This is a genomic window from Streptomyces sp. NPDC031379, assembly GCF_055569615.1.
The window spans coordinates 145,556-166,348 of record NZ_JBVIIT010000011.1 but is presented as its reverse complement, the minus strand read 5'-3'; the positions used below and the strand labels follow the sequence as shown (position 1 = coordinate 166,348).

The 20,793-nt window shown below is 72.3% G+C and carries 15 protein-coding genes and 1 pseudogene; 10 read left to right on the top strand and 6 right to left on the bottom strand.

The window, feature by feature from the left end; translation table 11 throughout:
• The first annotated feature begins 118 nt into the window (after nt 1-118).
• Entirely contained in the window at nt 119-1,852 is a 1,734-nt protein-coding gene (locus ACZ5CW_RS18130; protein ID WP_468602350.1) for an ABC transporter ATP-binding protein, read from the top strand.
• Entirely contained in the window at nt 1,852-3,780 is a 1,929-nt protein-coding gene (locus tag ACZ5CW_RS18125; RefSeq protein ID WP_468602348.1) for an ABC transporter ATP-binding protein, read from the top strand. Before ACZ5CW_RS18130 ends, ACZ5CW_RS18125 begins: the two co-directional genes overlap by 1 nt.
• Before the next feature lie 127 nt (nt 3,781-3,907).
• Here ACZ5CW_RS18125 and ACZ5CW_RS18120 read toward each other — a convergent pair.
• Nucleotides 3,908-5,129 (bottom strand): annotated as a pseudogene (locus ACZ5CW_RS18120) (RNA polymerase sigma factor).
• 216 nt (nt 5,130-5,345) lie between these two features.
• Here ACZ5CW_RS18120 and ACZ5CW_RS18115 point away from each other — a divergent pair.
• Nucleotides 5,346-5,936 (top strand): hypothetical protein, encoded by a 591-nt coding sequence (locus ACZ5CW_RS18115; protein WP_468602346.1) that lies wholly within the window; start codon nt 5,346-5,348, stop codon nt 5,934-5,936.
• Entirely contained in the window at nt 5,933-6,937 is a 1,005-nt protein-coding gene (locus ACZ5CW_RS18110) for a nucleotidyl transferase AbiEii/AbiGii toxin family protein (protein ID WP_468602344.1), read from the top strand. Before ACZ5CW_RS18115 ends, ACZ5CW_RS18110 begins: the two co-directional genes overlap by 4 nt.
• Here ACZ5CW_RS18110 and dnaG read toward each other — a convergent pair.
• The 4 genes from dnaG to ACZ5CW_RS18090 form a co-directional block, all read right to left on the bottom strand.
• Nucleotides 6,908-8,803, bottom strand: coding sequence for a DNA primase (gene dnaG, locus ACZ5CW_RS18105; RefSeq protein WP_468602342.1), 1,896 nt, complete (start codon nt 8,801-8,803; stop codon nt 6,908-6,910). The two genes, ACZ5CW_RS18110 and dnaG, sit on opposite strands and share 30 nt — an antisense overlap.
• A gap of 41 nt (nt 8,804-8,844) precedes the next feature.
• The gene (locus ACZ5CW_RS18100) at nt 8,845-10,116 is read right to left on the bottom strand and encodes an NAD(P)/FAD-dependent oxidoreductase (protein WP_468602340.1); all 1,272 of its coding nucleotides are present in this window, start codon (nt 10,114-10,116) and stop codon (nt 8,845-8,847) included.
• 104 nt (nt 10,117-10,220) lie between these two features.
• Nucleotides 10,221-11,495: a deoxyguanosinetriphosphate triphosphohydrolase gene (locus ACZ5CW_RS18095; protein ID WP_468602338.1), complete on the bottom strand. Its 1,275-nt coding sequence runs from the start codon at nt 11,493-11,495 to the stop codon at nt 10,221-10,223.
• A 78-nt stretch (nt 11,496-11,573) separates the two neighbouring features.
• Nucleotides 11,574-12,434 (bottom strand): sirohydrochlorin chelatase, encoded by an 861-nt coding sequence (locus ACZ5CW_RS18090; RefSeq protein WP_468602336.1) that lies wholly within the window; start codon nt 12,432-12,434, stop codon nt 11,574-11,576.
• Between the two features lie 163 nt (nt 12,435-12,597).
• On the opposite strand from ACZ5CW_RS18090, the gene ACZ5CW_RS18085 reads away from it, so the two are divergent.
• The 3 genes from ACZ5CW_RS18085 (at nt 12,598) to ACZ5CW_RS18075 (ending at nt 16,986) form a co-directional block, all read left to right on the top strand.
• Complete coding sequence (locus ACZ5CW_RS18085) at nt 12,598-13,275, top strand: SanA/YdcF family protein (RefSeq protein ID WP_468602334.1); 678 nt, start codon at nt 12,598-12,600, stop codon at nt 13,273-13,275.
• Nucleotides 13,276-13,926: 651 nt separating this feature from the next.
• On the top strand, nt 13,927-16,098 hold the full coding sequence (locus ACZ5CW_RS18080; protein ID WP_468602332.1) for a molybdopterin oxidoreductase family protein: 2,172 nt from the start codon (nt 13,927-13,929) through the stop codon (nt 16,096-16,098).
• Nucleotides 16,099-16,155: 57 nt separating this feature from the next.
• Nucleotides 16,156-16,986: an arylamine N-acetyltransferase family protein gene (locus ACZ5CW_RS18075; RefSeq protein ID WP_468602329.1), complete on the top strand. Its 831-nt coding sequence runs from the start codon at nt 16,156-16,158 to the stop codon at nt 16,984-16,986.
• Between the two features lies 1 nt (nt 16,987).
• Here the strand turns inward: ACZ5CW_RS18075 and ACZ5CW_RS18070 are convergent, their stop codons facing one another.
• Nucleotides 16,988-17,416 (bottom strand): gamma-glutamylcyclotransferase family protein, encoded by a 429-nt coding sequence (locus tag ACZ5CW_RS18070; protein ID WP_468602327.1) that lies wholly within the window; start codon nt 17,414-17,416, stop codon nt 16,988-16,990.
• A 139-nt stretch (nt 17,417-17,555) separates the two neighbouring features.
• Between ACZ5CW_RS18070 and ACZ5CW_RS18065 the strand changes: the two genes are divergently transcribed.
• From ACZ5CW_RS18065 to ACZ5CW_RS18055, 3 genes are all read left to right on the top strand, one after another.
• Complete coding sequence (locus ACZ5CW_RS18065) at nt 17,556-19,205, top strand: M4 family metallopeptidase (RefSeq protein ID WP_468602325.1); 1,650 nt, start codon at nt 17,556-17,558, stop codon at nt 19,203-19,205.
• Nucleotides 19,206-19,521: 316 nt separating this feature from the next.
• A complete protein-coding gene (locus tag ACZ5CW_RS18060) occupies nt 19,522-20,031 on the top strand; it encodes a hypothetical protein (RefSeq protein WP_468602323.1) in 510 nt (169 codons plus the stop codon).
• Nucleotides 20,032-20,152: 121 nt separating this feature from the next.
• Nucleotides 20,153-20,791, top strand: a complete 639-nt coding sequence (locus tag ACZ5CW_RS18055) for a class F sortase (RefSeq protein WP_468602321.1) — start codon at nt 20,153-20,155, stop codon at nt 20,789-20,791.
• Nucleotides 20,792-20,793: the final 2 nt, after the last annotated feature.

Genomic DNA, 20,793 nt, shown 5'->3' with positions numbered 1-20,793 from the left:
AGCGCGCCCGTGTGCCGCTGTTGGGTTAATCGGTTGAGGTAACGCGGGTGGAGTGTTCGACGATAGGGGCCAAGGGCATACCCCCGCCCCTCCTCCCGCCGACTCCGAGAGACGTAGCGTGCTCATACGACTTCTGCGGACCTATCTCAGGCCCTATAAGAAACCCATCGCCTTCCTGGTGCTGCTGCAGTTCCTGCAGACCTGCGCCACCCTCTACCTGCCCACGCTGAACGCGGACATCATCGACAACGGTGTCGTGAAGGGGGACACGGGTTACATCCTGTCCTTCGGCGCCCTGATGATCGGCATCTCGCTGGTGCAGGTGGTGTGCAACGTCGGTGCCGTGTACTACGGCGCCCGGACCGCCTCGGCGCTCGGCCGGGACGTGCGCGGCGCGGTCTTCGACCGGGTGCAGTCCTTCTCCGCCCGTGAGGTGGGTCACTTCGGGGCGCCCTCGCTCATCACCCGTACGACGAACGACGTACAGCAGGTCCAGATGCTGGCCCTGATGACGTTCACGCTGATGGTGTCGGCGCCCATCATGTGTGTCGGCGGCATCGTGCTCGCCCTCGGTCTCGACGTGCCGCTGTCCGCGGTGCTGGTCGCGGTCGTCCCGGTGCTCGGCATCTGTGTGACGCTGATCGTGCGCCGGCTGCGGCCGCTGTTCCGGACGATGCAGGTCCGGCTCGACACGGTGAACCGGGTGCTGCGTGAGCAGATCACCGGCAACCGAGTGATCCGCGCCTTCGTGCGGGACGAGTACGAGCAGGGCCGGTTCGGGAAGGCCAACGGCGAGCTGACCGAGATGCAGCTGGCCACCGGCCGGATGCTCGCGCTGATGTTCCCGATCGTCATGACGGTGGTGAACCTGTCGTCGATCGCGGTGGTGTGGTTCGGCGCCCACCGGATCGACAGCGGCGGGATGGCGATCGGTGATCTGACGGCGTTTCTCGCCTATCTGATGCAGATTGTCATGTCTGTGATGATGGCCACCTTCATGTTCATGATGGTGCCGCGCGCGGAGGTGTGCGCCGAGCGCATCGAGGACGTGCTGGGAACCGACTCCAGCGTGGTGCCGCCGGTGGCACCGGTCACCGAGCTGCGCCGGCACGGTCATCTGGAGATCCGGGGCGCGGGCTTCCGGTATCCGGGTGCCGAGGAGCCGGTGCTGAAGGGGATCGACCTGGCGGCCCGGCCGGGTGAGACGACGGCCGTGATCGGCTCCACCGGCAGCGGCAAGTCGACGCTGCTCGGGCTCGTCCCCAGGCTGTTCGACGCCTCCGAGGGCGAGGTGCTGGTCGACGGCGTGGACGTGCGCGACGTCGAGCCGGAGCTGCTGGCGCGGACGGTCGGGCTCGTGCCGCAGAAGCCGTACCTGTTCGCGGGCACGGTCGCCACCAATCTGCGCTACGGCCATCCGGACGCCACCGACGAGGAGCTGTGGCACGCGCTGGAGGTGGCGCAGGCCAAGGACTTCGTCAGCAAGCTGGAGGGCGGACTCGACGCCCCGATCGCGCAGGGCGGCACGAACGTGTCGGGCGGTCAGCGCCAGCGCCTCGCCATCGCCCGCACGCTGGTGCAGCGCCCGGAGATCTACCTCTTCGACGACTCCTTCTCCGCGCTCGACTACGCCACGGACGCCGCGCTGCGCGGCGCGCTCTCCGAGGAGACCGCCGAGGCGACCGTCGTCATCGTCGCCCAGCGGGTGGCGACCATTCGGGACGCCGACAGGATCATCGTGCTGGACGAGGGCCGGGTCGTCGGCTCCGGCCGGCACCACGAGCTGATGGCGTCCAACGAGACCTACCGGGAGATCGTGCTCTCCCAGCTGACGGAAGCGGAGGCCGCCTGATGTCCGGGCCCATGGGACGCATGATGGCCGGGGGCGGCCCCGACCAGCGCTCGATGGACTTCAAGGGGTCGGGCAAACGGCTCGTCGCCCAGTTCAGGCCCGAACGGGTCACCCTCTACGGCCTGCTGTTCTGCACGGTCGTCAGCGTGGGCCTGAGCGTGATCGGCCCGAAGATCCTCGGCCGGGCCACCGACCTGGTCTTCGCCGGCATCATCGGCCGGCAGATGCCGGCCGGGGCCAGCAAGGAGCAGGTGCTCCGGTCGATGCACGAGCACGGCCAGGGGCAGATGGCGGACATGCTCAAGAGCACCGACTTCACGCCCGGCCAGGGCATCGACTTCGGTGCCGTCGGGAACGTCCTGCTGCTCGCGCTCGGTACGTTCCTGCTCGCCGGCCTGCTGATGGCCGTCGCGACCAGGCTGACCAACCGGGCCGTGAACCGGACCATGTACCGGCTGCGCGAGGACGTGCAGACGAAGCTGTCGCGGCTGCCGCTGTCGTACTTCGACAAGCGCCGGCGCGGCGAGGTGCTGTCCCGCGCCACCAACGACATCGACAACATCGGGCAGACGCTCCAGCAGTCGATGGGGCAGCTGATCAACTCGGTGCTGACCATCGTCGGCGTGCTCGTGATGATGTTCTGGGTCTCCTGGATCCTCGCGCTGGTCGCCCTCGCCACGGTGCCGCTGTCGTTCGTGGTGGCCACCCGGGTCGGCAAGCGGTCGCAGCCGCACTTCGTGCAGCAGTGGCGCACCACGGGCCAGCTCAACGCCCATGTCGAGGAGATGTACACCGGGCACACCCTGGTGAAGGTGTTCGGGCGGCAGGAGGAGTCGGCGAGGCAGTTCGCCGAGCAGAACCAGGCGCTGTACGAGGCGGGGTTCAAGGCGCAGTTCAACAGCGGTGTGATGCAGCCGCTGATGATGTTCGTCTCGAACATCAACTACGTGCTGGTGGCGGTCGTCGGCGGCCTCCGGGTCGCGTCCGGCACCCTGTCCATCGGTGATGTCCAGGCGTTCATCCAGTACTCGCGGCAGTTCTCGATGCCGCTGACACAGGTAGCGTCGATGGCGAACCTGGTGCAGTCCGGCGTCGCCTCGGCCGAGCGGATCTTCGAACTCCTGGACGCGGAGGAGCAGGAGGCGGATCCGGTACCGGGCGAGCGGCCGCAGGAACTGCGCGGGCGGGTGCGGCTGGAGCAGGTGTCGTTCCGGTACGACCCGGAGAAGCCGCTCATCGAGGACCTCTCGCTCACGGTGGAGCCCGGGGAGACGGTCGCCATCGTCGGCCCGACCGGCGCGGGCAAGACCACGCTGGTCAACCTCCTGATGCGGTTCTACGACGTCTCCGGCGGGCGGATCACCCTCGACGGGGTGGACATCCGGAAGATGTCCCGGGACGAACTGCGGTCCGGGATCGGCATGGTGCTCCAGGACACCTGGCTGTTCGGCGGCACCATCGCGGAGAACATCGCGTACGGCGCCGCGCGGGAGGTCACCCGGGGCGAGATCGAGGAGGCCGCGCGGGCCGCGCACGCCGACCGGTTCGTCCGGACCCTGCCCGACGGCTACGACACCGTGATCGACGACGAGGGCACGGGGGTCAGCGCCGGTGAGAAGCAGCTCATCACCATCGCGCGGGCGTTCCTGTCCGACCCGGTGATCCTGGTGCTGGACGAGGCGACGAGTTCCGTGGACACCCGCACGGAGGTGCTGATCCAGAAGGCGATGGCCAAACTGGCGGCCGGGCGGACGTCGTTCGTGATCGCGCACCGGCTGTCGACGATCCGGGACGCGGACACGATCCTCGTGATGGAGAACGGGTCCATCGTCGAGCAGGGCGCGCATGCGGAGCTGCTGGTAGCGGAGGGCGCGTACGCGCGGCTGTACCAGGCGCAGTTCGCGCAGGCGGTCGCCGAGGTCGACTGAGTTCGCGGCCCCGGCGCCGGGGCCGGGCACGGAGTGGGTGTCGCTCACCCGCGCCTGCGGGGCGCCGCTGCGCCCACCCGTGCCGTCCCGGCCGCACGACCGCCCGCGGCCGGGCGGCCACGACCGTTCAGTCCAGGTAACCCCTCAGCTGGTCCGCGAAGGCGTGGTCCCTGAGCTTGTTGAGGGTCTTGGACTCGATCTGCCGTATCCGTTCCCTCGTCACGCCGAAGATGCGGCCTATCTCCTCCAGCGTGCGGGGACGGCCGTCGACCAGTCCGTAACGGAGCTGGACGACCTTGCGTTCGCGTTCGCCGAGCGTGGACAGGACCGCGTCCAGGTGCTCGCGCAGCAGCAGGAACGCGGCCGATTCGACCGGGCTCGCCGCATCGCCGTCCTCGATGAGGTCACCGAGGGCCACGTCCTCCTCCTCGCCGACCGGGGCGTGCAGCGACACCGGCTCCTGGGCGAGGCGCAGCACCTCGCCGACCCGCTCCGGCGCCAGGTCCAGGTGGGCGGCGACCTCTTCGGGAGCCGGCTCGTAGCCCCGCTCCTGGAGCATGCGGCGCTGGACGCGGACGACCCGGTTGATCAGCTCCACGACATGGACCGGGACGCGGATGGTACGGGCCTGGTCGGCCAGGGCCCGGGACATCGCCTGGCGGATCCACCAGGTGGCATAGGTGGAGAACTTGTAGCCGCGCGCGTAGTCGAACTTCTCCACCGCGCGGATCAGCCCGAGGTTGCCCTCCTGGACGAGGTCCAGCATGGTCAGGCCGCGGCCGACGTACCGCTTGGCGACGGAGACCACGAGACGCAGGTTGGCCTCGATGAGCCGGCGCTTGGCCATCCGGCCCATGACCACGAGCCGGTCCAGGTCGCCCGCCAACTGGCTGTCCAGGTCCGGGGTGTTGCTCAGCTTCTCCTCGGCGAACAGGCCGGCCTCGACCCGGCGGGCGAGTTCGACCTCCTCGGCGGCGGTGAGCAGCGGGATGCGGCCGATCTCGCGCAGGTACTGGCGGAACAGATCGGCCGAAGGGCCGCTGGAGTCGGCTCGGGCGGCGGCCCGGGCCGCGACGGCCTCGACAGGCTCGACGGCCTCCTCGATCTCCCCGGGCTCCCCCGGCTCTTCGGGTTCCTCCGCGAGCGCCTCGGCGGGCGGCTCCCCCGGCTCTGCGGGCACCGCCTCCGGGTGCAGGGCGGCACGGCTCTGCGGGGGCACGGCGGCGAGGACGTCCGGCTCCGCGTCCGGCTCGTCCGCGGTGGCGCCGATGCTGCTGTCGGTCTGGGTGAGGGTCTGGGTCTGCACGGGGGCGACCTCCAGGATGATCGCTGCTGAAGGTGTGCGGCAGCGGTACTTCGGGAGCGGAGAGTCGACGGCCTGCGCTCCGAGGACTCGGGCACCGCACCCAGTGTGGAGTACGACACAACCCCGCCACGAGGGGCGTGCGGTGACTTTTTGCGTCCGACCCGTGACCGGCTGGTGATCCGGGCCGGAAAACCGGACGTTCTGGCCGGCCCTGATCTGGGAGGATTTCCCGGTGTCCGGACTTGTGTACGAAACCCATGTGACTGTCCGTTGTGACGATCCCGCCGAGACGGAGCGGCTGCGCGGCTGGGCGGAGCCGGCCGGGCTGAAGCTCACGCACATCGAGCTGGCCCGCGGCCGGATGCGGCGGCAGCCGATGCTCACCCTCGCGGGCTCGGCGTCGTACGCCGAGCAGGCGGCGCGTGCGGCGCGGACCGTGGCGGCCCTGCGGGCGGACGGCTTCCTGCCGGTGCGGGTGAAGACCGAGTCGGCTCCCTGGGCACCGGAGGTGCCGGACGGGCCGTGCGGGGGCGGGCAGTACTTCGAGCACCACGTGAAGCTGCGGCTGGACGCCGGGACCGACCTCGACGCCCTGGCCGCCCGGGTCGTGCCGCACGGCGCCCATCTGTCGTGGAACGCCCGGCGGGTGCACGGGGGCGGGCGGCACGAGCGCTTCGTGACCCAGCGCTGCCGGGACGTCTCCGGCGCGCAGGCCGGGCGGGCCCTGGAGCGGCTGCTCGCGGAGCTGGACGGACTCGACGTGCTGTCCGTGGAGCGGGAGTTCGTCCTCCACGACAGCGACGAGTCGGTGGACGAGGGATGGATCGAGGAGCGGGAGGTACGGGCATGAGCGGGACGTGGCAGGGGTTCGGGTGCCGGAGCACGGAGGTCCCGCGGGAGCCGCTGGACGAGGCGACCCGCCGGGCGAAGGACCTGCCCAGGACGCTGACCTGGGTGTCCGGCGACGGCGTGCGGCAGCGGCCCGTCTTCGAGCCGGCGCTGAAGCAGTACCAGAACGCCTACCGGGCCACCGACCCGGACTTCGCCGACCCGGCACTCGGCGAGGCGTGGCGTACGGCCCGGCGGCGGGCCCTGGACCTGGTGCTCGCCGCCATCGCCGGTTCCGAATGGGCCGACGCGCTGGTCCTGCGGGGCAGCGTGCTGATGTCGGTGTGGTTCGGGGACGCCGCCCGTGAGCCCGGTGACCTGGACTTCGTCGTCGTACCGGCCTCCTGGCGGATCGACGAGGAGCGGACGGACCGGATGATCCACGGGATCGCGGCGGCCGCCGAGGCCGGGGTAGGCGAGGTCCGCTTCTCGGCCCGCGACGCGGTCGTGGAGGACATCTGGACCTACGAGCGGGTGCCCGGCCGCCGGATGGTGCTGCCCTGGTCGGCGCCCGGGCTGCCCGGCGGCCACGTGCAGCTGGACTTCGTCTTCAACGAGCGGCTGGCCGAGGCTCCGGAGCCCGTCGAACTGCCGGGCGGTGCGGTCCTGCCCGCCGCGACGCCCGGGCTGTCGCTCGCCTGGAAGCTCATGTGGCTGATCGACGACATGTACGCGCAGGGCAAGGACCTCTACGACGCCGTCCTGCTCGCCGAGCGCCGGCCGCTCTCCCACGCCCTGCTGGAGGAGGTGTTCCGGCTGTCCGGCGAGTGGCCCTACCCCGACCGGGAGAACGTCCTCCTGGAGGACGTCGTGGAGGCCGTCGGGTACGTGGAGTGGGACCACTTCGTCACCGAGTACCCGCAGTTCGCCGGGCGGGAGCGGGAGTTCGCCGAGCGGCTGGTGCGGGCGGTGACGCCGGCGTTCGAGGGGTCGTCAGAGGGCGGCGGCACCCCGCGTCTTTAGGGCCTGGTCGTACTGCTGCAGGACCCACAGCTCGTTCCGCACGGCGGCGAGCTGGGCCGGATCGCCGCCCGCCTCCAGGCGTCTGACGGTGATCTGGATCTCCTGCACCCGGCGCTCCACGGCACGGCGGCGGACGGTCACGAGCTGCTCGCCCGCGTAGTTCTCGTCGACCGTCCGGCGCATGATCGCCTCCACGGCCAGCTCCGTGACCATGGCGCGGACCGCGTCGTCGGGGGCCGCCTCACGGACGCGGACCAGGTACTCCTGCGGGTCCTGCATGCCGTACTCGGCGCCGCCCGCGTCCAGCACGGCCTGGCGCACGGCGGCGTAGGGGGCGGCGGTGAACTCGTCGACGCCGTACGCGTCGAAGGCCGGGGAGACCAGTTCGGGGCGCTGCAGCGCCAGCTTGAGGAGTTCGCGCTCGGTGGCGAAGACGGGGTTGCGGAGCTGGAGCGCCGGGCCCGCGGTGGCGGGCCGGGGGGCGGCCTCGTACGGCTGCGGGCCCGAGGGTGCCGGTCCCTTGCCGCCGCGCTCGCGCGCCCAGCGCGCCAGTTGTGCCACGCGCTTGACCACGAACTGGGTGTCCAGGATGCCGAGCATGCCGGCCAGTTCGACGGCCACCTCGTGCTGGGCGCCGCTGTTCTTGATGCGGGCGACGATCGGGGCGGCCTCGTCCAGGGCGGCGGCGCGGCCGGCCGGGGTGTCGAGGTCGTAGCGGCGGACGATCTGGCGGAGCGCGAACTCGAACAGCGGGGTGCGCGGCTCCGCCAGGTCGGCGACCGCCTCGTCGCCCTTGGCCAGGCGCAGTTCGCAGGGGTCCATGCCGTCGGGCGCGATCGCGATGTACGTCTCGGCGGCGAACTTCTGGTCGTCCTCGAAGGCGCGCAGGGCGGCCTTCTGGCCCGCCGCGTCACCGTCGAAGGTGAAGATCACCCGGGCGGAGCCGTTGTCCATCAGCAGCCGGCGCAGGATCTTGATGTGCTCACCGCCGAAGGCCGTGCCGCAGGTCGCGATGGCCGTCGGCACGCCGGCCAGGTGGCAGGCCATGACGTCGGTGTAGCCCTCGACCACGACGGCCCTGCTGGCCTTGGCGATCTCCTTCTTCGCCAGGTCGATGCCGTACAGAACCTGGCTCTTCTTGTAGATCGCCGTCTCGGGCGTGTTCAGGTACTTCGGGCCGTTGTCCGCCTCGTACAGCTTGCGGGCGCCGAAGCCGACGACCTCGCCGCCGATGTCCCGGATGGGCCACATGAGCCGCCCCCGGAAACGGTCGATGGGACCCCGGCGGCCCTCCTGGGACAGTCCCGACAGCAGCAGCTCCTTGTCGGTGAAGCCCTTGCCGCGCAGGTAGCGGGTGAGGTGGTCCCAGCCCTGGGGGCTGTAGCCGACACCGAAGTGGACGGCGGCGGCCTGGTCGAAGCCGCGCTCGGCGAGGAAGACCCGGCCGGTCTCGGCCTCGGGGCTCGTGGCGAGCTGCTCGGCGTACCACTGGGCGGCGATCTTGTGCGCCTCGACCAGGCGGATGCGCTCGCCGCGCTGGTGGGCGGGGTTGTACCCGCCCTCCTCGTACCGCAGCGTGATCCCGGCCTGGGCGGCGAGGCGCTCGACCGCCTCCGAGAAGGACAGGTGGTCCACCTTCATCACGAAGGTGATGGTGTCCCCGCCCTCCTGGCAGCCGAAGCAGTGGAAGAGTCCCTTGCTGGGGCTGACCTGGAAGGACGGCGACTTCTCGTCGTGGAACGGGCACAGTCCCTTGAGGTTGCCGCCGCCCGCGTTGCGCAGCTGGAGGTACTCGGAGACCACGGCGTCGATCGGGACCGCGTCCCGTACCGCCTTCACGTCCTCGTCGTTGATCCGTCCTGCCACGCGTGAATTCTACGGGGGCGCTGTGACAGTGCCGGTGCTCGTCAGGGTCGGGGGACGAGGCTGTCGAGGGGGATGTGGGGGTCCGAGAGTGCCTCGATGTTCAGCTGGGCCCCGGATCGAATGAGCTGCTGGATCTGTTCTGTGACATCCCACACGTTCACGTTCATCCCGGCCAGCACGCGCCCCTGCCGCACCCAGAACGCGATGAACTCCCGCTTTCCCGCATCGCCCCGGAGCACCACCTCGTCGTACGACCCCGGCGGCGCCCATCCGCTGTACTCCATCCCCAGGTCGTACTGGTCGGTGAAGAAGTAGGGCACGCGGTCGTAGACGAGGTCCCTGCCGAGCATCGAGCGCGCGGCGGCCGGGCCGCCGTTCAGGGCGTTGGCCCAGTGCTCCACGCGGAGCCTGGTGTCGAACAGGGCGAGCGGGAAGGACGCCACGTCTCCGGCCGCGTAGATGTCGGGGTCGGACGTCCGCAGCCGTTCGTCCACCGCGATCCCGCCGCCGTGCGCCCGGTCGGCCAGCGCCAGCCCGGCCGCCTCCGCGAGCGAGACCCGCGGCGCCGCGCCGATCGCCGCGAGGACGTCGTGCGCCGGGTGCTCCTCGCCGTCGTCGGTGCGGGCCGCGAGGACCATCCCGTCCTGGCCGACGATCTCGGTGAGCCGTACGCCGAAGCGGAAGCGGACGCCGTGCTCGCGGTGCAGTTCGGCGAAGACGTTGCCCAGCTCGGGCCCCAGGGCGCCGTGCAGCGGGGTCGGCGCCGGTTCGATCACCGTGACCTCGGCGCCGTACTCGCGGGCCGCCGCCGCGACCTCCAGGCCGATCCAGCCGGCGCCCGCGATCACGATGTGCCCGTTGTCCCGGCCGAGGGAGGCCAGCACGCCCTTGAGGCGCTCGGCGTGCGCGAGCCGGCGCAGATGGTGGACGCCCGCCAGGTCGGTGCCGGGGATGTCGAGGCGGCGGGGTTCGGCGCCGGTGACCAGGAGCAGCTTGTCGTAGCGGACGAGGGTGCCGTCGTCGCCGAAGCGGACGGTCTTCGCGACGCGGTCGATGCGGTCGACGGTCTGGCCGAGGTGCAGCTCGATGTCGTTCTGCGCGTACCAGGCGGGTTCGTGCACGAAGACGCTGTCGCGCTCCTCCTTGCCGAGCAGGTAGCCCTTGGACAGCGGAGGGCGCTCGTAGGGGTGGTCACGCTCGTCGCAGATCAGTATCACCCGGCCGGTGAAACCCTCCGCACGGAGCGTCTCGGCCGCCTTCGCGCCGGCGAGGCCGCCTCCGACGATGACGAATGTCTGATCCGCGTCGACCACTTGATGCCTCCTCGTAAGGGTGCCGCCACATGCGAGCGTCCCGCACACGACGGGCTGCGGGAAGAGGGAGTGACCCGATCAGGCCACCGGGGGGCACTTTCCTCTCACATATTCCTCGTCAGTCTCGCGTGCTGTGAGCTGGCGGAGGTGTCGGTGAGGGAGGCTATCTGGTCGACGATCACCCGCTTGCGGGCGTGATCGTCGGGCGCCGCGTCGAACAGCGCCCGGAACTGCGGTTCCAGGCCGTCCGGCGCGCGGGCGGTGAGGGCCTCGGCCAGCTCCGCGACGATCACCCGCTGGTCGGCGCGCAGCCGCTCCTGCTCGGCGCGCTGCATCACGTACCGGTCGGCGACCGCCTTGAGCACCGCGCACTCCATGCGGGTCTCGCGGGGTACGACGAGTTCGGCGGCGTACCGGGTGAGCGGGCCGCTGCCGTACGCGGCGCGGGTGGCGCCCTCGGCGGCCAGGCAGAACCGGCCGATGAGCTGGCTGGTGGCGTCCTTCAGCCGGGCCTGGGCGACCGCCGTGCCGTCGTAGCCGTGCGGCCACCACTGCTGTTCCTGGAGGCGGTCGAGGGCGGCGGCGAGTTCGGCCGGGGCGGTGTCCGCCGGGACGTACCGGCCGACGGCGACCTCGAACACCGCCTGCCGCTCGGGGTCGGCGTGCAGGCAGCCGGGGTCGATGTGGCCGGCGTGCAGGCCGTCCTCGACGTCGTGGACCGAGTAGGCCACGTCGTCCGACCAGTCCATGACCTGCGCCTCGAAGCAGGTGCGGGTGCCGGGGGCGGACTCGCGGAGCCAGTCGAAGACCGGGCGGTCGTCCTCGTACACACCGAACTTCGGGGACGCCGGGTCGGTGGGGTGGGCGCCGCGCGGCCAGGGGTACTTGGTGGCGGCGTCGAGGGCGGCACGGGTGAGGTTGAGGCCGACGGAGCGGTCCTCGGTGAAGCGCTTGGGCTCGATGCGGGTGAGGAGCCGGAGGGACTGGGCGTTGCCCTCGAAGCCGCCGCAGTCGTCGGCGAACTGGTTCAGCGCCTGTTCGCCGTTGTGGCCGAAGGGCGGGTGGCCGAGGTCGTGGGCGAGGCAGGCGGCTTCCACCAGGTCGGGGTCGCAGCCGAGGGCCGCGCCCAGCTCCCGGCCCACCTGGGCGCATTCCAGGGAGTGGGTGAGCCGGGTTCTGGGGCTCGCGTCCCACGCCTGGCTGCGGGTTCCCGGGGTGACCACCTGGGTCTTGCCCGCGAGGCGTCGCAGGGCGGCCGAGTGCAGGATCCGGGCACGGTCGCGTTGGAAGGCGGTGCGGCCTGGGCGTTTGTCCGGCTCGGGGGCCCAGCGTTCCAGGGCGGCCGGGTCGTACCTGACGGGGGGTGCGGTGCCTTCCATGACTCGACATTAAGCGTCGGCGGTGACAGAACGGGGGTGCCGGGCGTCGCGGACCCGGGCTGATCCGAACGAACTCCCCTAGGCCGTCGCCAGGTGCGCCCCTGTCGTCATCCGTGCCTGGTCGTAACGGTGCAGGACGAGGCCGGCCATCGCGGGGTGGGCGCCCAAGGGGGCCGAGGCGATCCACGGGGCCTGCTCGGCGCACTGGGTCGCGAAGCGGCCCGGGGCCGTGAAGTACGAGGCGACGGCCACCCGGTGACGGCCGCGGGCCGCCAGTGCGCGCAGCGCCGTCGGGACGGTCGGGGCCGCCGCCGACGCGTACGCGGGGATCACCGGGACGCCCAGGCGGGCGGCGAGGAGGCGGGCGGTGCGGCGGGTGTCGGTCGCCGAGTCGGGGTCGCGGGAGCCGGCCGCGGCGAGGACGACCGCGCTCGTGCGGCGGGTGGCGGGGTCCATCGCCGTGGGCCAGCCGGCCTCGGCCAGGCGGTCGTACAGGGTGTCGACGAGGAGCGGGTGCGGGCCGAGCGGGGCGGCCACGCGGGCGCGTGCCGGTGCGGCGGCCGCCATCTCGGGGATGTCCTGCTTGACGTGGTAGCCGCGGCCGAGGAGGAGCGGGACGAGAACGCCGGGCGTGTCACCGAGGGCGGCGAGGGTGTCCGGGAGCAGGGGCTCGTTCAGCTCGATGTGGCCCAGGTGGACGGCGAGGGCGGGGCGCAGCTCGCGTACCCGTGCCATCAGGGCCCGTACGGTGGCGAGCGCGCGGGGGTCCCGGCTGCCGTGGGCGACCAGGACGAGGGCCGGCGGGGCCGGGCGGCGGCGGCCGACCGGCGAGACGAGCCGGAGCCGGCCTGCCAGCTCGCTGCTGATGCTCTCCATGAGGTGCGCCGTGCTGTCGAGGTGGATGCGGGACCCGGAGCGGGGAGGTTGCGACGCCGTCATGCAAGGATCCTGACGGGTTGAGGTTGCGCCGCCGTTGCCGGGCCGTCACGGGTGTTTTCCATGGCTTCACGGCGAGCGGATGCGCGACGTGAGGGGAAACCGGATCGGGGGCGGCGGCGTCCTTCTCGATCGGAACCGTTCGATTTCCAATCCGGGGGCCGCCATGAGGATCCGTCGACCGCGGCTGCCGCGTACCCGCGCCGGGCGGCGGCGGCTGGTGCAGGCCGTGATGGCCGGGTGCGTGCTGGGACTGCTGCCGTCGACCTGGCTGTACGTGTCGACGGCGGACCGGCTGCGGACGACCGCGGACGTGCCGCGCACGGAGGTCGCCGTCGTCTTCGGGGCGGGGCTGTGGGAGGGGGAGCCGTCGCCGTACCTCGCGCACCGGCTGGACGCGGCGGCCACGCTGTACCGGGAGGGGCGGATCGAGGTCGTCCTCGTCACCGGGGACAACAGCCGCGAGGACTACGACGAGCCCGACGCGATGCGCGCCTATCTGACCGAGCACGGCGTGCCGGACGCGCGGATCGTCAGCGACTACGCCGGGTTCGACACCTGGGACTCCTGTGTGCGGGCCAAGAAGATCTTCGGTGTGGACCGGGCGGTGCTGATCAGCCAGGGCTTCCACATCCGGCGGGCCGTCGCGCTGTGCGAGGCGGCGGGGGTCGACTCGTACGGGGTCGGGGTCGACGCGAAGCATGATGCGACCTGGTACTACGGGGGCACCAGGGAGGTCTTCGCGGCCGGCAAGGCGGCGCTGGACGCGGTGTTCCGGCCGGACCCGCGGTTCCTGGGGCCGAAGGAGCCGGGGGTGGCGCGGGCGCTGGCGGCGGGCAGGTGACTCCGCTCCGCGCGGCCCCCGCGCTCTCGCGCGCCGGGCTTGACGCGCTCACTTCACTCGGCCGTGTGGAGTAACACACGGAACGCTCCGTGACCGAACCGTCACCCATGGTGCCCTCACGTGTGGCGGCGGATCGGGCCGCCGCCGCGACCAGGGGGAAAGGACACCTCATGGCTGGACTTCGGACCGTCCTCGTCACCGCCGTGGCGGCGGCTCTCTTCGCGGCTCCGGCCGCCGCGACGGCCGCGTCGGCGGCCGGGGCGCGGGAGCCGGGCTGCGCCAAGCTCGCCGGCTACGGCGACGGGTGGGCGAACATCCGCAACGCCTTGCGTCTACACCATCTCCGCCAGCGTCGAGGTCGACGGGTTCGACCCGTCCTGTATCCAGATCTCGCCCGGCGCGACCGCGACCATCGGTCTGGAACCGGGCGACGTCCCGTACTACGCCTACGAGTGCTGACGGGGGCACGTCCATGACCGGGCGGGAGCGGGGCCGGCGCCCCCCGCTGCCGCCCCAGGCGTGCTCCACGGGGGCTCGAGGGAGGGTCCTGCGGAGCCTCACGCCCCCGTGCGGCCTGCGGGGAGGTCGGCAGCACACCGCCGTAACAGGACACCGCACGAGGTGTAACACGCCCGCAGCACGCTGGGCGGCATGCCGAACACCTCGACGCCCACCCACTGCCCGTACTGCGCCTTGCAATGCGGGATGACCGTCACGCCCCTGCCGCAGGGGGGCGTCGAGGTGTCCGAGCGCCCGGACTTCCCGGTGAACCGGGGCGCGCTGTGCGGCAAGGGACGTACGGCGGCCGAGGTGCTGTCGCCGGCGGTGCGGCTGACCACGCCGCTGGTGCGGTCCGATGGCCGGCTGGTGGAGGCGAGCTGGACGCAGGCGCTGGACCGGATCGCCGAGCGGCTGGGGAGCACCCGGCGAAAGTACGGTGCCGACGCGCTCGGGGTGTTCGGCGGGGGCGGGCTGACCAACGAGAAGGCGTACGCGCTCGGCAAGTTCGCGCGGGTGGTGCTCGGCACCTCGCAGATCGACTACAACGGCCGCTTCTGCATGTCCTCGGCCGCGGCGGCCGGCACGAAGGCGTTCGGGCTCGACCGGGGGCTGCCGTTCCCGCTGGAGGACGTCCCACGCACCGGCTGCGTGATCCTCGTCGGCTCGAACCTGGCCGAGACCATGCCGCCGTCGCTGCGGTTCTTCACGGAGCTGCGGGAGAACGGCGGCACGCTGATCGTCGTGGACCCGCGCCGGACGCGGACCGCCGAGCAGGCGGACCTGCATCTGGCGCCCCGGCCCGGCACCGATCTCGCCCTGGCCCTCGGCCTGTTGCACCTGGTGGTCGCCGAGGGGCGGACGGACGAGGCGTACATCCAGGAGCGGACCACCGGCTGGGAGGAGGCCCGGGCGGCGGCGATGGCGCACTGGCCGGAGTACGTGGAGCGGATAACCGGCGTGCCCGTGCCCCAGCTCCGTGAGGCGGTGCGCCTGTTCTGCGAGCCGGAGTCGGCGATGGTGCTCACCGCGCGCGGGCCCGAGCAGCAGTCCAAGGGCACGGACACGGTGGGCGCGTGGATCAACCTGTGCCTGGCGACCGGCCGTGCGGGCCGTCCGCTGTCCGGGTACGGCTGCCTGACCGGGCAGGGCAACGGGCAGGGCGGGCGCGAGCACGGTCAGAAGGCCGACCAGCTGCCCGGTTACCGCAAGCTGGACGACCCGGCGGCGCGGCGGCACGTGGCCGGGGTGTGGGGCGTCGACCCGGACAGCCTGCCGGGGCCGGGACGCAGCGCCTACGAACTCCTGGACGCCCTCGGCACGGACATCCGGGCGCTGCTGCTGATGGGCTCCAACCCGGTGGTGTCGGCGCCGCGCGCGGCGCACATCGAGGAACGGCTGCGCTCGCTGGACTTCCTCGCGGTGGCGGACGTCGTCCTGTCGGAGACGGCGGCGCTGGCGGACGTGGTGCTGCCGGTGACGCAGTGGGCGGAGGAGACGGGCACGACGACCAGCCTGGAGGGCCGGGTCCTGCTGCGCCGCCAGGCGGTCGCTCCCCCGCCCGGCGTCCGCAGCGACCTGTACGTCCTGCACGGCCTCGCCACCCGCCTCGGTGTGGAGAAGGGCTTCCCGACCGACCCGGAGGAGGTCTTCGGCGAACTGCGCAGGGCGAGCGCGGGCGGCCCCGCCGACTACTCGGGCATCACCTACCGCCGCCTGGCGGAGGAGAACGGCGTGTTCTGGCCGTGCCCGGAGGACCCGCCGCAGCCGTCCGGAGCCGACGCCACGGACGCCCCGCCACAACCCGCCGGAACCGCCCGCCCGGACGCCCCGCGGCAGCCCGTCGGGGTCGTGCACCCCGGTACCCCGCGGCTCTTCCTCGACCGTTTCGCGACCGCCGACGGCCGGGCCCGGTTCGCCGCCGTGACCCATCGGGCGACGGCGGAGGAGCCGGATGCCGACTACCCGCTGCTGCTGACCACCGGCCGCGTGGTGGCGCAGTACCAGTCGGGGGCGCAGACCCGGCGCGTGGCGGAACTGAACGCGGCGGCACCCGGCCCGTTCGTGGAGCTGCACCCCCGCCTCGCGGCCCGCCTCGGCGCGGCCGAGGGCGACCCGGTCGCGGTGGTCTCCCGGCGGGGCCGGGCCGTGGCGCCCGCGCGGATCACCGGTGCCATCCGCCCGGACACCGTGTTCATGCCCTTCCACTGGCCGGGCGAGGGCCGCGCCAACACCCTCACCAACCCGGCCCTGGACCCGACCTCCCGCATGCCGGAGTTCAAGTCGTGCGCGGTGCGGGTGGAGGTCCTGGGACCAAGGGAGTAGCGGGGTTCGGCCCCCGGGACGCGGCTGGGGCCGGTGGGGCTCGCGTAGATTCGAGGCATGTCCGACTTCGAGAAGTTCGACCTCGACGCCTATCTGGGCCGTATCGGATGGGAGGGCGACAGGCGGGCCGACCTGGCGACCCTGCGGGGGGTGCATCTGGCGCACGCCCTGGCCCTGCCCTTCGAGAACCTGGACGCACTGTCCGGCAGGGCGCCGTCCCTCGGCCCCGCCGACCTGACGGCCAAGATGATCCACGGCCGGCGTGGCGGCTACTGCTACGAGCACAACATCCTGCTGTGGCTGGCGCTGGAAGCGCTCGGGTTCCGTGTGTCCGCGCTGGCGGCGCGGGTGGTGCTGGGGGCCGATCTGCCGGAGAGCCGGCCGCGGACGCATGCGATGCTGCGGGTCGAGGTGCCGGGCGAGAGCCGGCCCTACCTGGCGGATGTCGGCTTCGGGGCGGTCGGGTCGCTGCTGGAGCCGGTGCCGCTGGCCCTCGGCGAGGAGTCGGAGGGCGGAGGGCGCCGGCACCGGTTCGCGGTCCTGCCGCACGACGGGCCGCTCGAGCTGTGGGCGCTGCAGGCCTATGACGCGGCGGCGCGGGACTGGGTGAGCCAGTACGCGTTCACGCTGGAGCCGTTCGCCGCCAGCGACTTCGAGGTGTTCAACTGGCACGTCGGCACCAACCCGCGTTCCCCGTTCACCCGCCGTGCCTACCTGCAGCGGACCACCGCCGAGCGCCATCTCGCCCTGGACGGGCCGCGGTTCACCGAGACCCGCGCCGACGGCACGGTGACCGGACGCGAGCTGACGGACGAGGCGGAGGCGCGTCGTGTGGTGGAGGAGGAGTTCGGCATCGAGGTGCCCGAGGGGCTGAAGCTGCTGGGCTGACTCAGCGGCGGGCGAGCCAGTCGCCGCCCTCGATGGGGGTACCGGCCGTGCGCAGCCGGGCGGCGACGCGCGGGGCGGCCAGGTACACCCAGGCCGGCACGGCGCTGCCGTCGGCGCGTTCGACGTCCCGGGCGACGCGCGCATACAGGTTGCGGGGGTCGCCGGGCACGTACTCCTCCAGCCGGTCCAGGGCGGCGAGCAGGTCCTCGTACGCCTCCGGCCGTGCGGTCACCAGCTCGCCGCGCACCTCTCCCCCGGGCCTCTCCACGGCGTAGGGGTAGCCGGGCCCGTCGTACAGCACGGCGCCCCTGAGGCGTCCCGGTTCCTCCGCGGTGGTCCGTCCCCGCAGGAACAGGTCGTGGTTCGCCTCGCCGGGGCGGAGGGTGCCGTAGACGAAGAACGGGAGCGGCCGGGAGTCCTCAGCGATCACGGAAACGATTCTGTACCCCCTCCGGGTCCGCACACATCTCCATGAACGCGCTATGGACATGACATGTCATGGCCTCTTAAATCTCTGTCGTCATCAGCGCCGCCCCCACGCCTAGCTTGGCGCCTCCCTGAGGAGACAGATGAGCCGGATACGGCAGCACGCCCGAGGAACCCGTCGTCTCGCCACCGCCGGTGTCGCCGTCACCACCGCGACCCTGCTGGCCGCCGCCCTCTCCCCCGCCGCCCACGCCGACAGCAGACCGACCAGGGCCACCGCGATCGAGAACGCGGCGTCGGCACTCGTCGCCCACGCCGCCGGCCTCGGGCTGACCTCCAGCCAGGACACCAGCGTCCGGGACGTGATCGTGGACAAGGACGGCACCCAGCACGTCCGCTACGACCGCACCTACCACCGACTCCCCGTTCTCGGCGGGGACTTCGTGGTCCACCTGGCCTCCGACGGCAGTTACCGCAGCACCGACCGGGCGACGCGGAGCCCGATATCCCTGACCTCCGTCACTCCGCGGGTGTCCGGCCCGAAGGCCGCCGGCCTCGCGGTGAACGCGCTGCGCGCCGCCAACCTCGGTACGGCGCTCAAGCAGGTCAAGGCCAAGCCGGAGCTGATCGTCGACGCCCTGCACGGCACCCCGAAGCTGGCCTGGCGGACCACCGCCGCCGGCCTCGACTCGCTCGGCAACCCGGTCGCCCGGACCGTGCTGACCGACGCCCTCACCGGCGCCCAGATCGACGCCTGGGACAGCATCGAGACCGCCACCGGCGACGGCCAGTCGCTGTACGGCGGGACGGTGCCGCTGGAGACCACCCAGTCGGGGTCGTCGTACCAGCTGAAGGACCCGACGCGCGGCAACACCTACACCGGTGACGCCGAGAACAAGACCGACCTGTGCTTCTTCGGCATCTGCTTCAGCCGGGCCCCCGCGACCCTGTTCACGGACGCCGACAACCACTGGGGCACGGGCAGCGGCACCGACCGCTCCTCGGCCGCCGTCGACGCCCAGTACGGCACCAACGAGACCTGGGACTACTACAAGAACGTCCACGGCCGCAGCGGCATCGCGGGCGACGGCAAGGGCTCGTACAACCGCGTCCACTACGGCAGCAACTACAACAACGCCTTCTGGGACGACAGTTGCTTCTGCATGACGTACGGCGACGGCGACGGGACCACCTTCGGACCGCTGGTCGCGCTCGACGTCGCCGGGCACGAGATGTCGCACGGCGTGACCTCCAAGACCGCCGCGCTGACCTACTCGGGCGAGTCCGGCGGGCTGAACGAGGCCACCTCCGACATCCTCGGCACGATGGTCGAGTGGTACGCGAACAACCCCTCCGACACCGGTGACTACCTCATCGGCGAGAAGATCGTCCGCTCCGGCTTCGGCAAGGCCGCCCTGCGCTTCATGGACAAGCCGTCCAAGGACGGCAGCTCCGCGGACTACTGGAGTTCGTCGGTCGGGAACCTCGACGTCCACTACTCCTCGGGCGTCGCCAACCACTTCGCGTACCTCCTCGCGGAGGGCAGCGGCGCGAAGACCATCAACGGGGTCAGCTACGACTCGCCGACGTCCAACGGCTCGACGGTCACCGGCATCGGCCGGGACAAGGTCGGCAAGATCTGGTACCGGGCGCTGACGGTCTACATGACGTCCTCCACGAACTACAAGGGCGCCCGCACGGCCACCCTGAACGCCGCCAAGGACCTCTACGGGGCGGGCAGCACGGAGTACAACGCGGTGGCCGCCGCCTGGAGCGCGGTCAACGTGAGCTGAGCCGACACGACAGCGACAGCGCGGAGGCCGGTGCCCCTGGTCGGGCACCGGCCTCCGCCGTGTCCGGCGCCGGAGCGCTGACGTGCCGTCACCCGTTCACCGGCACCCGCCGCTCCATTCGTGTGCTTTTCATACCGCACGCCTTCCCGATTCCCGGACACGCCCGTGACCTGCCGGAATTCCGCACGGACTAGCCCGTGTGGGGGGAGTCGCCGACACCCGTTCACCGCATTTCTGACGTCCCCTCAGGAAGCGGGCGGCCCCGCGAGCCACTTATCTCGGTAGGGCACGAGTCGGACAAGCTCTGGGGAGCACCATGCGACGCACCGCCCGTCTGCTGACCGGTACCGCGCTCGCCGTGGCCGTCGCGGCACCCGCCCACGCCGAGGACACCGGCCGCCTGGACGTGTTCCCCTCCACCGTGACGCCCGGTGCGCAGGTCACGGTGAACACCGCCGCGTGCGGGGAGAACGGCGTAGCGACCGGGGACGCGAGCGCGGTCGGCGCCGGCGTCTTCACGCTGGCGCCCAGCACGCACGAGGGCGAGGCGATCGGCCAGTTCCGGGTGCCGCCGAGCGCACAGCCGGGGACGTACGAGATCGTCGCCACGTGCGCGGAGGGCGACCGGCAGGTGAAGGGCGACCTGGTGGTGGCGTTGAGCGCGGTGCACGAGCAGGTGCAGCCGCGGGGAAGCGTGAAGACGGGGGTCGGCGGCGCACTCGGCACCGACCCCGTGCAGACCACGGCGGGTGTGGCGGCTCTGGCCGTCGCCGCCGCGGGCGGTACCTGGCTCCTGCATCGCCGGGCGAGAGGCGACGGGATCTGACGGACACCCTCCGCCGTCCGTCCGCCGGTACCGCATGTCCCACCCCCTCCGGGTCCGATGCCCCTCGCGGCCCGGAGGGGGAGGGAACCTTCGGGGGGCCGCCCCCGGGAGAGGGGTTCGTATGCGCAGGAGCGCCAGGCACGCCAGGCTCGGCGACACCGCCATAGCCGCGGTCACCGTCGTGGCCCTCGGATCGGCGGTATGGCTGCTCGGCGGCGGTGCCGGGGCGCACACGCCCCCGCAGCCGTCGGCCGTCGAGGGCCGCCTCGACCCGGGTGGTGGGCGACTCGCCGCCGCCGCGCTCCCGCCGTCCCCGCCCACCCGCATCCGCATCCCCGCGATCCGCGTGAACGCCCCGCTGATGGGACTGGCCCTCACCCCCTCCGGCAGCCTGGACGTGCCGCCCGCCGAGAACAAGAACCTCGCCGGCTGGTACGAAGCCGGCACCCTGCCCGGCGAGACGGGCACCGCGGTCGTCGCCGGCCACGTCGACAACGCCGACGGCCCCGCCGTCTTCTACGACCTCGGCGCGCTCAAGCGGGGCGCCCGCGTCGAGGTGGACCGCCAGGACGGCACGGCGGCCGTGTTCACCGTGGACGCGGTGGAGGTGTACTCGGCCCGCAACTTCCCCGACCAGAAGGTGTACGGCGCCGCCCCCCGTCCCGAACTGCGCGTCATCACCTGCGGCGGCGGCTACTCGAGGACGACCGGCTACCAGGGCAACGTGGTGGTGTTCGCCCACCTGACGGGCCACCGGTAGCC

What these genes read in the sequence shown, in the direction of transcription:
- ACZ5CW_RS18125 (WP_468602348.1), top strand. Translation starts at nt 1,852, where the DNA reads ATGTCCGGGCCCATGGGACGCATGATGGCCGGGGGCGGCCCCGACCAG.
- ACZ5CW_RS18110 (WP_468602344.1), top strand. Translation starts at nt 5,933, where the DNA reads ATGAGCGGGACGTGGCAGGGGTTCGGGTGCCGGAGCACGGAGGTCCCG.
- ACZ5CW_RS18095 (WP_468602338.1), bottom strand. Translation starts at nt 11,495, where the DNA reads ATGGAAGGCACCGCACCCCCCGTCAGGTACGACCCGGCCGCCCTGGAA.
- ACZ5CW_RS18090 (WP_468602336.1), bottom strand. Translation starts at nt 12,434, where the DNA reads ATGACGGCGTCGCAACCTCCCCGCTCCGGGTCCCGCATCCACCTCGAC.
- ACZ5CW_RS18085 (WP_468602334.1), top strand. Translation starts at nt 12,598, where the DNA reads ATGAGGATCCGTCGACCGCGGCTGCCGCGTACCCGCGCCGGGCGGCGG.
- ACZ5CW_RS18080 (WP_468602332.1), top strand. Translation starts at nt 13,927, where the DNA reads ATGCCGAACACCTCGACGCCCACCCACTGCCCGTACTGCGCCTTGCAA.
- ACZ5CW_RS18075 (WP_468602329.1), top strand. Translation starts at nt 16,156, where the DNA reads ATGTCCGACTTCGAGAAGTTCGACCTCGACGCCTATCTGGGCCGTATC.
- ACZ5CW_RS18065 (WP_468602325.1), top strand. Translation starts at nt 17,556, where the DNA reads ATGAGCCGGATACGGCAGCACGCCCGAGGAACCCGTCGTCTCGCCACC.
- ACZ5CW_RS18060 (WP_468602323.1), top strand. Translation starts at nt 19,522, where the DNA reads ATGCGACGCACCGCCCGTCTGCTGACCGGTACCGCGCTCGCCGTGGCC.
- ACZ5CW_RS18055 (WP_468602321.1), top strand. Translation starts at nt 20,153, where the DNA reads ATGCGCAGGAGCGCCAGGCACGCCAGGCTCGGCGACACCGCCATAGCC.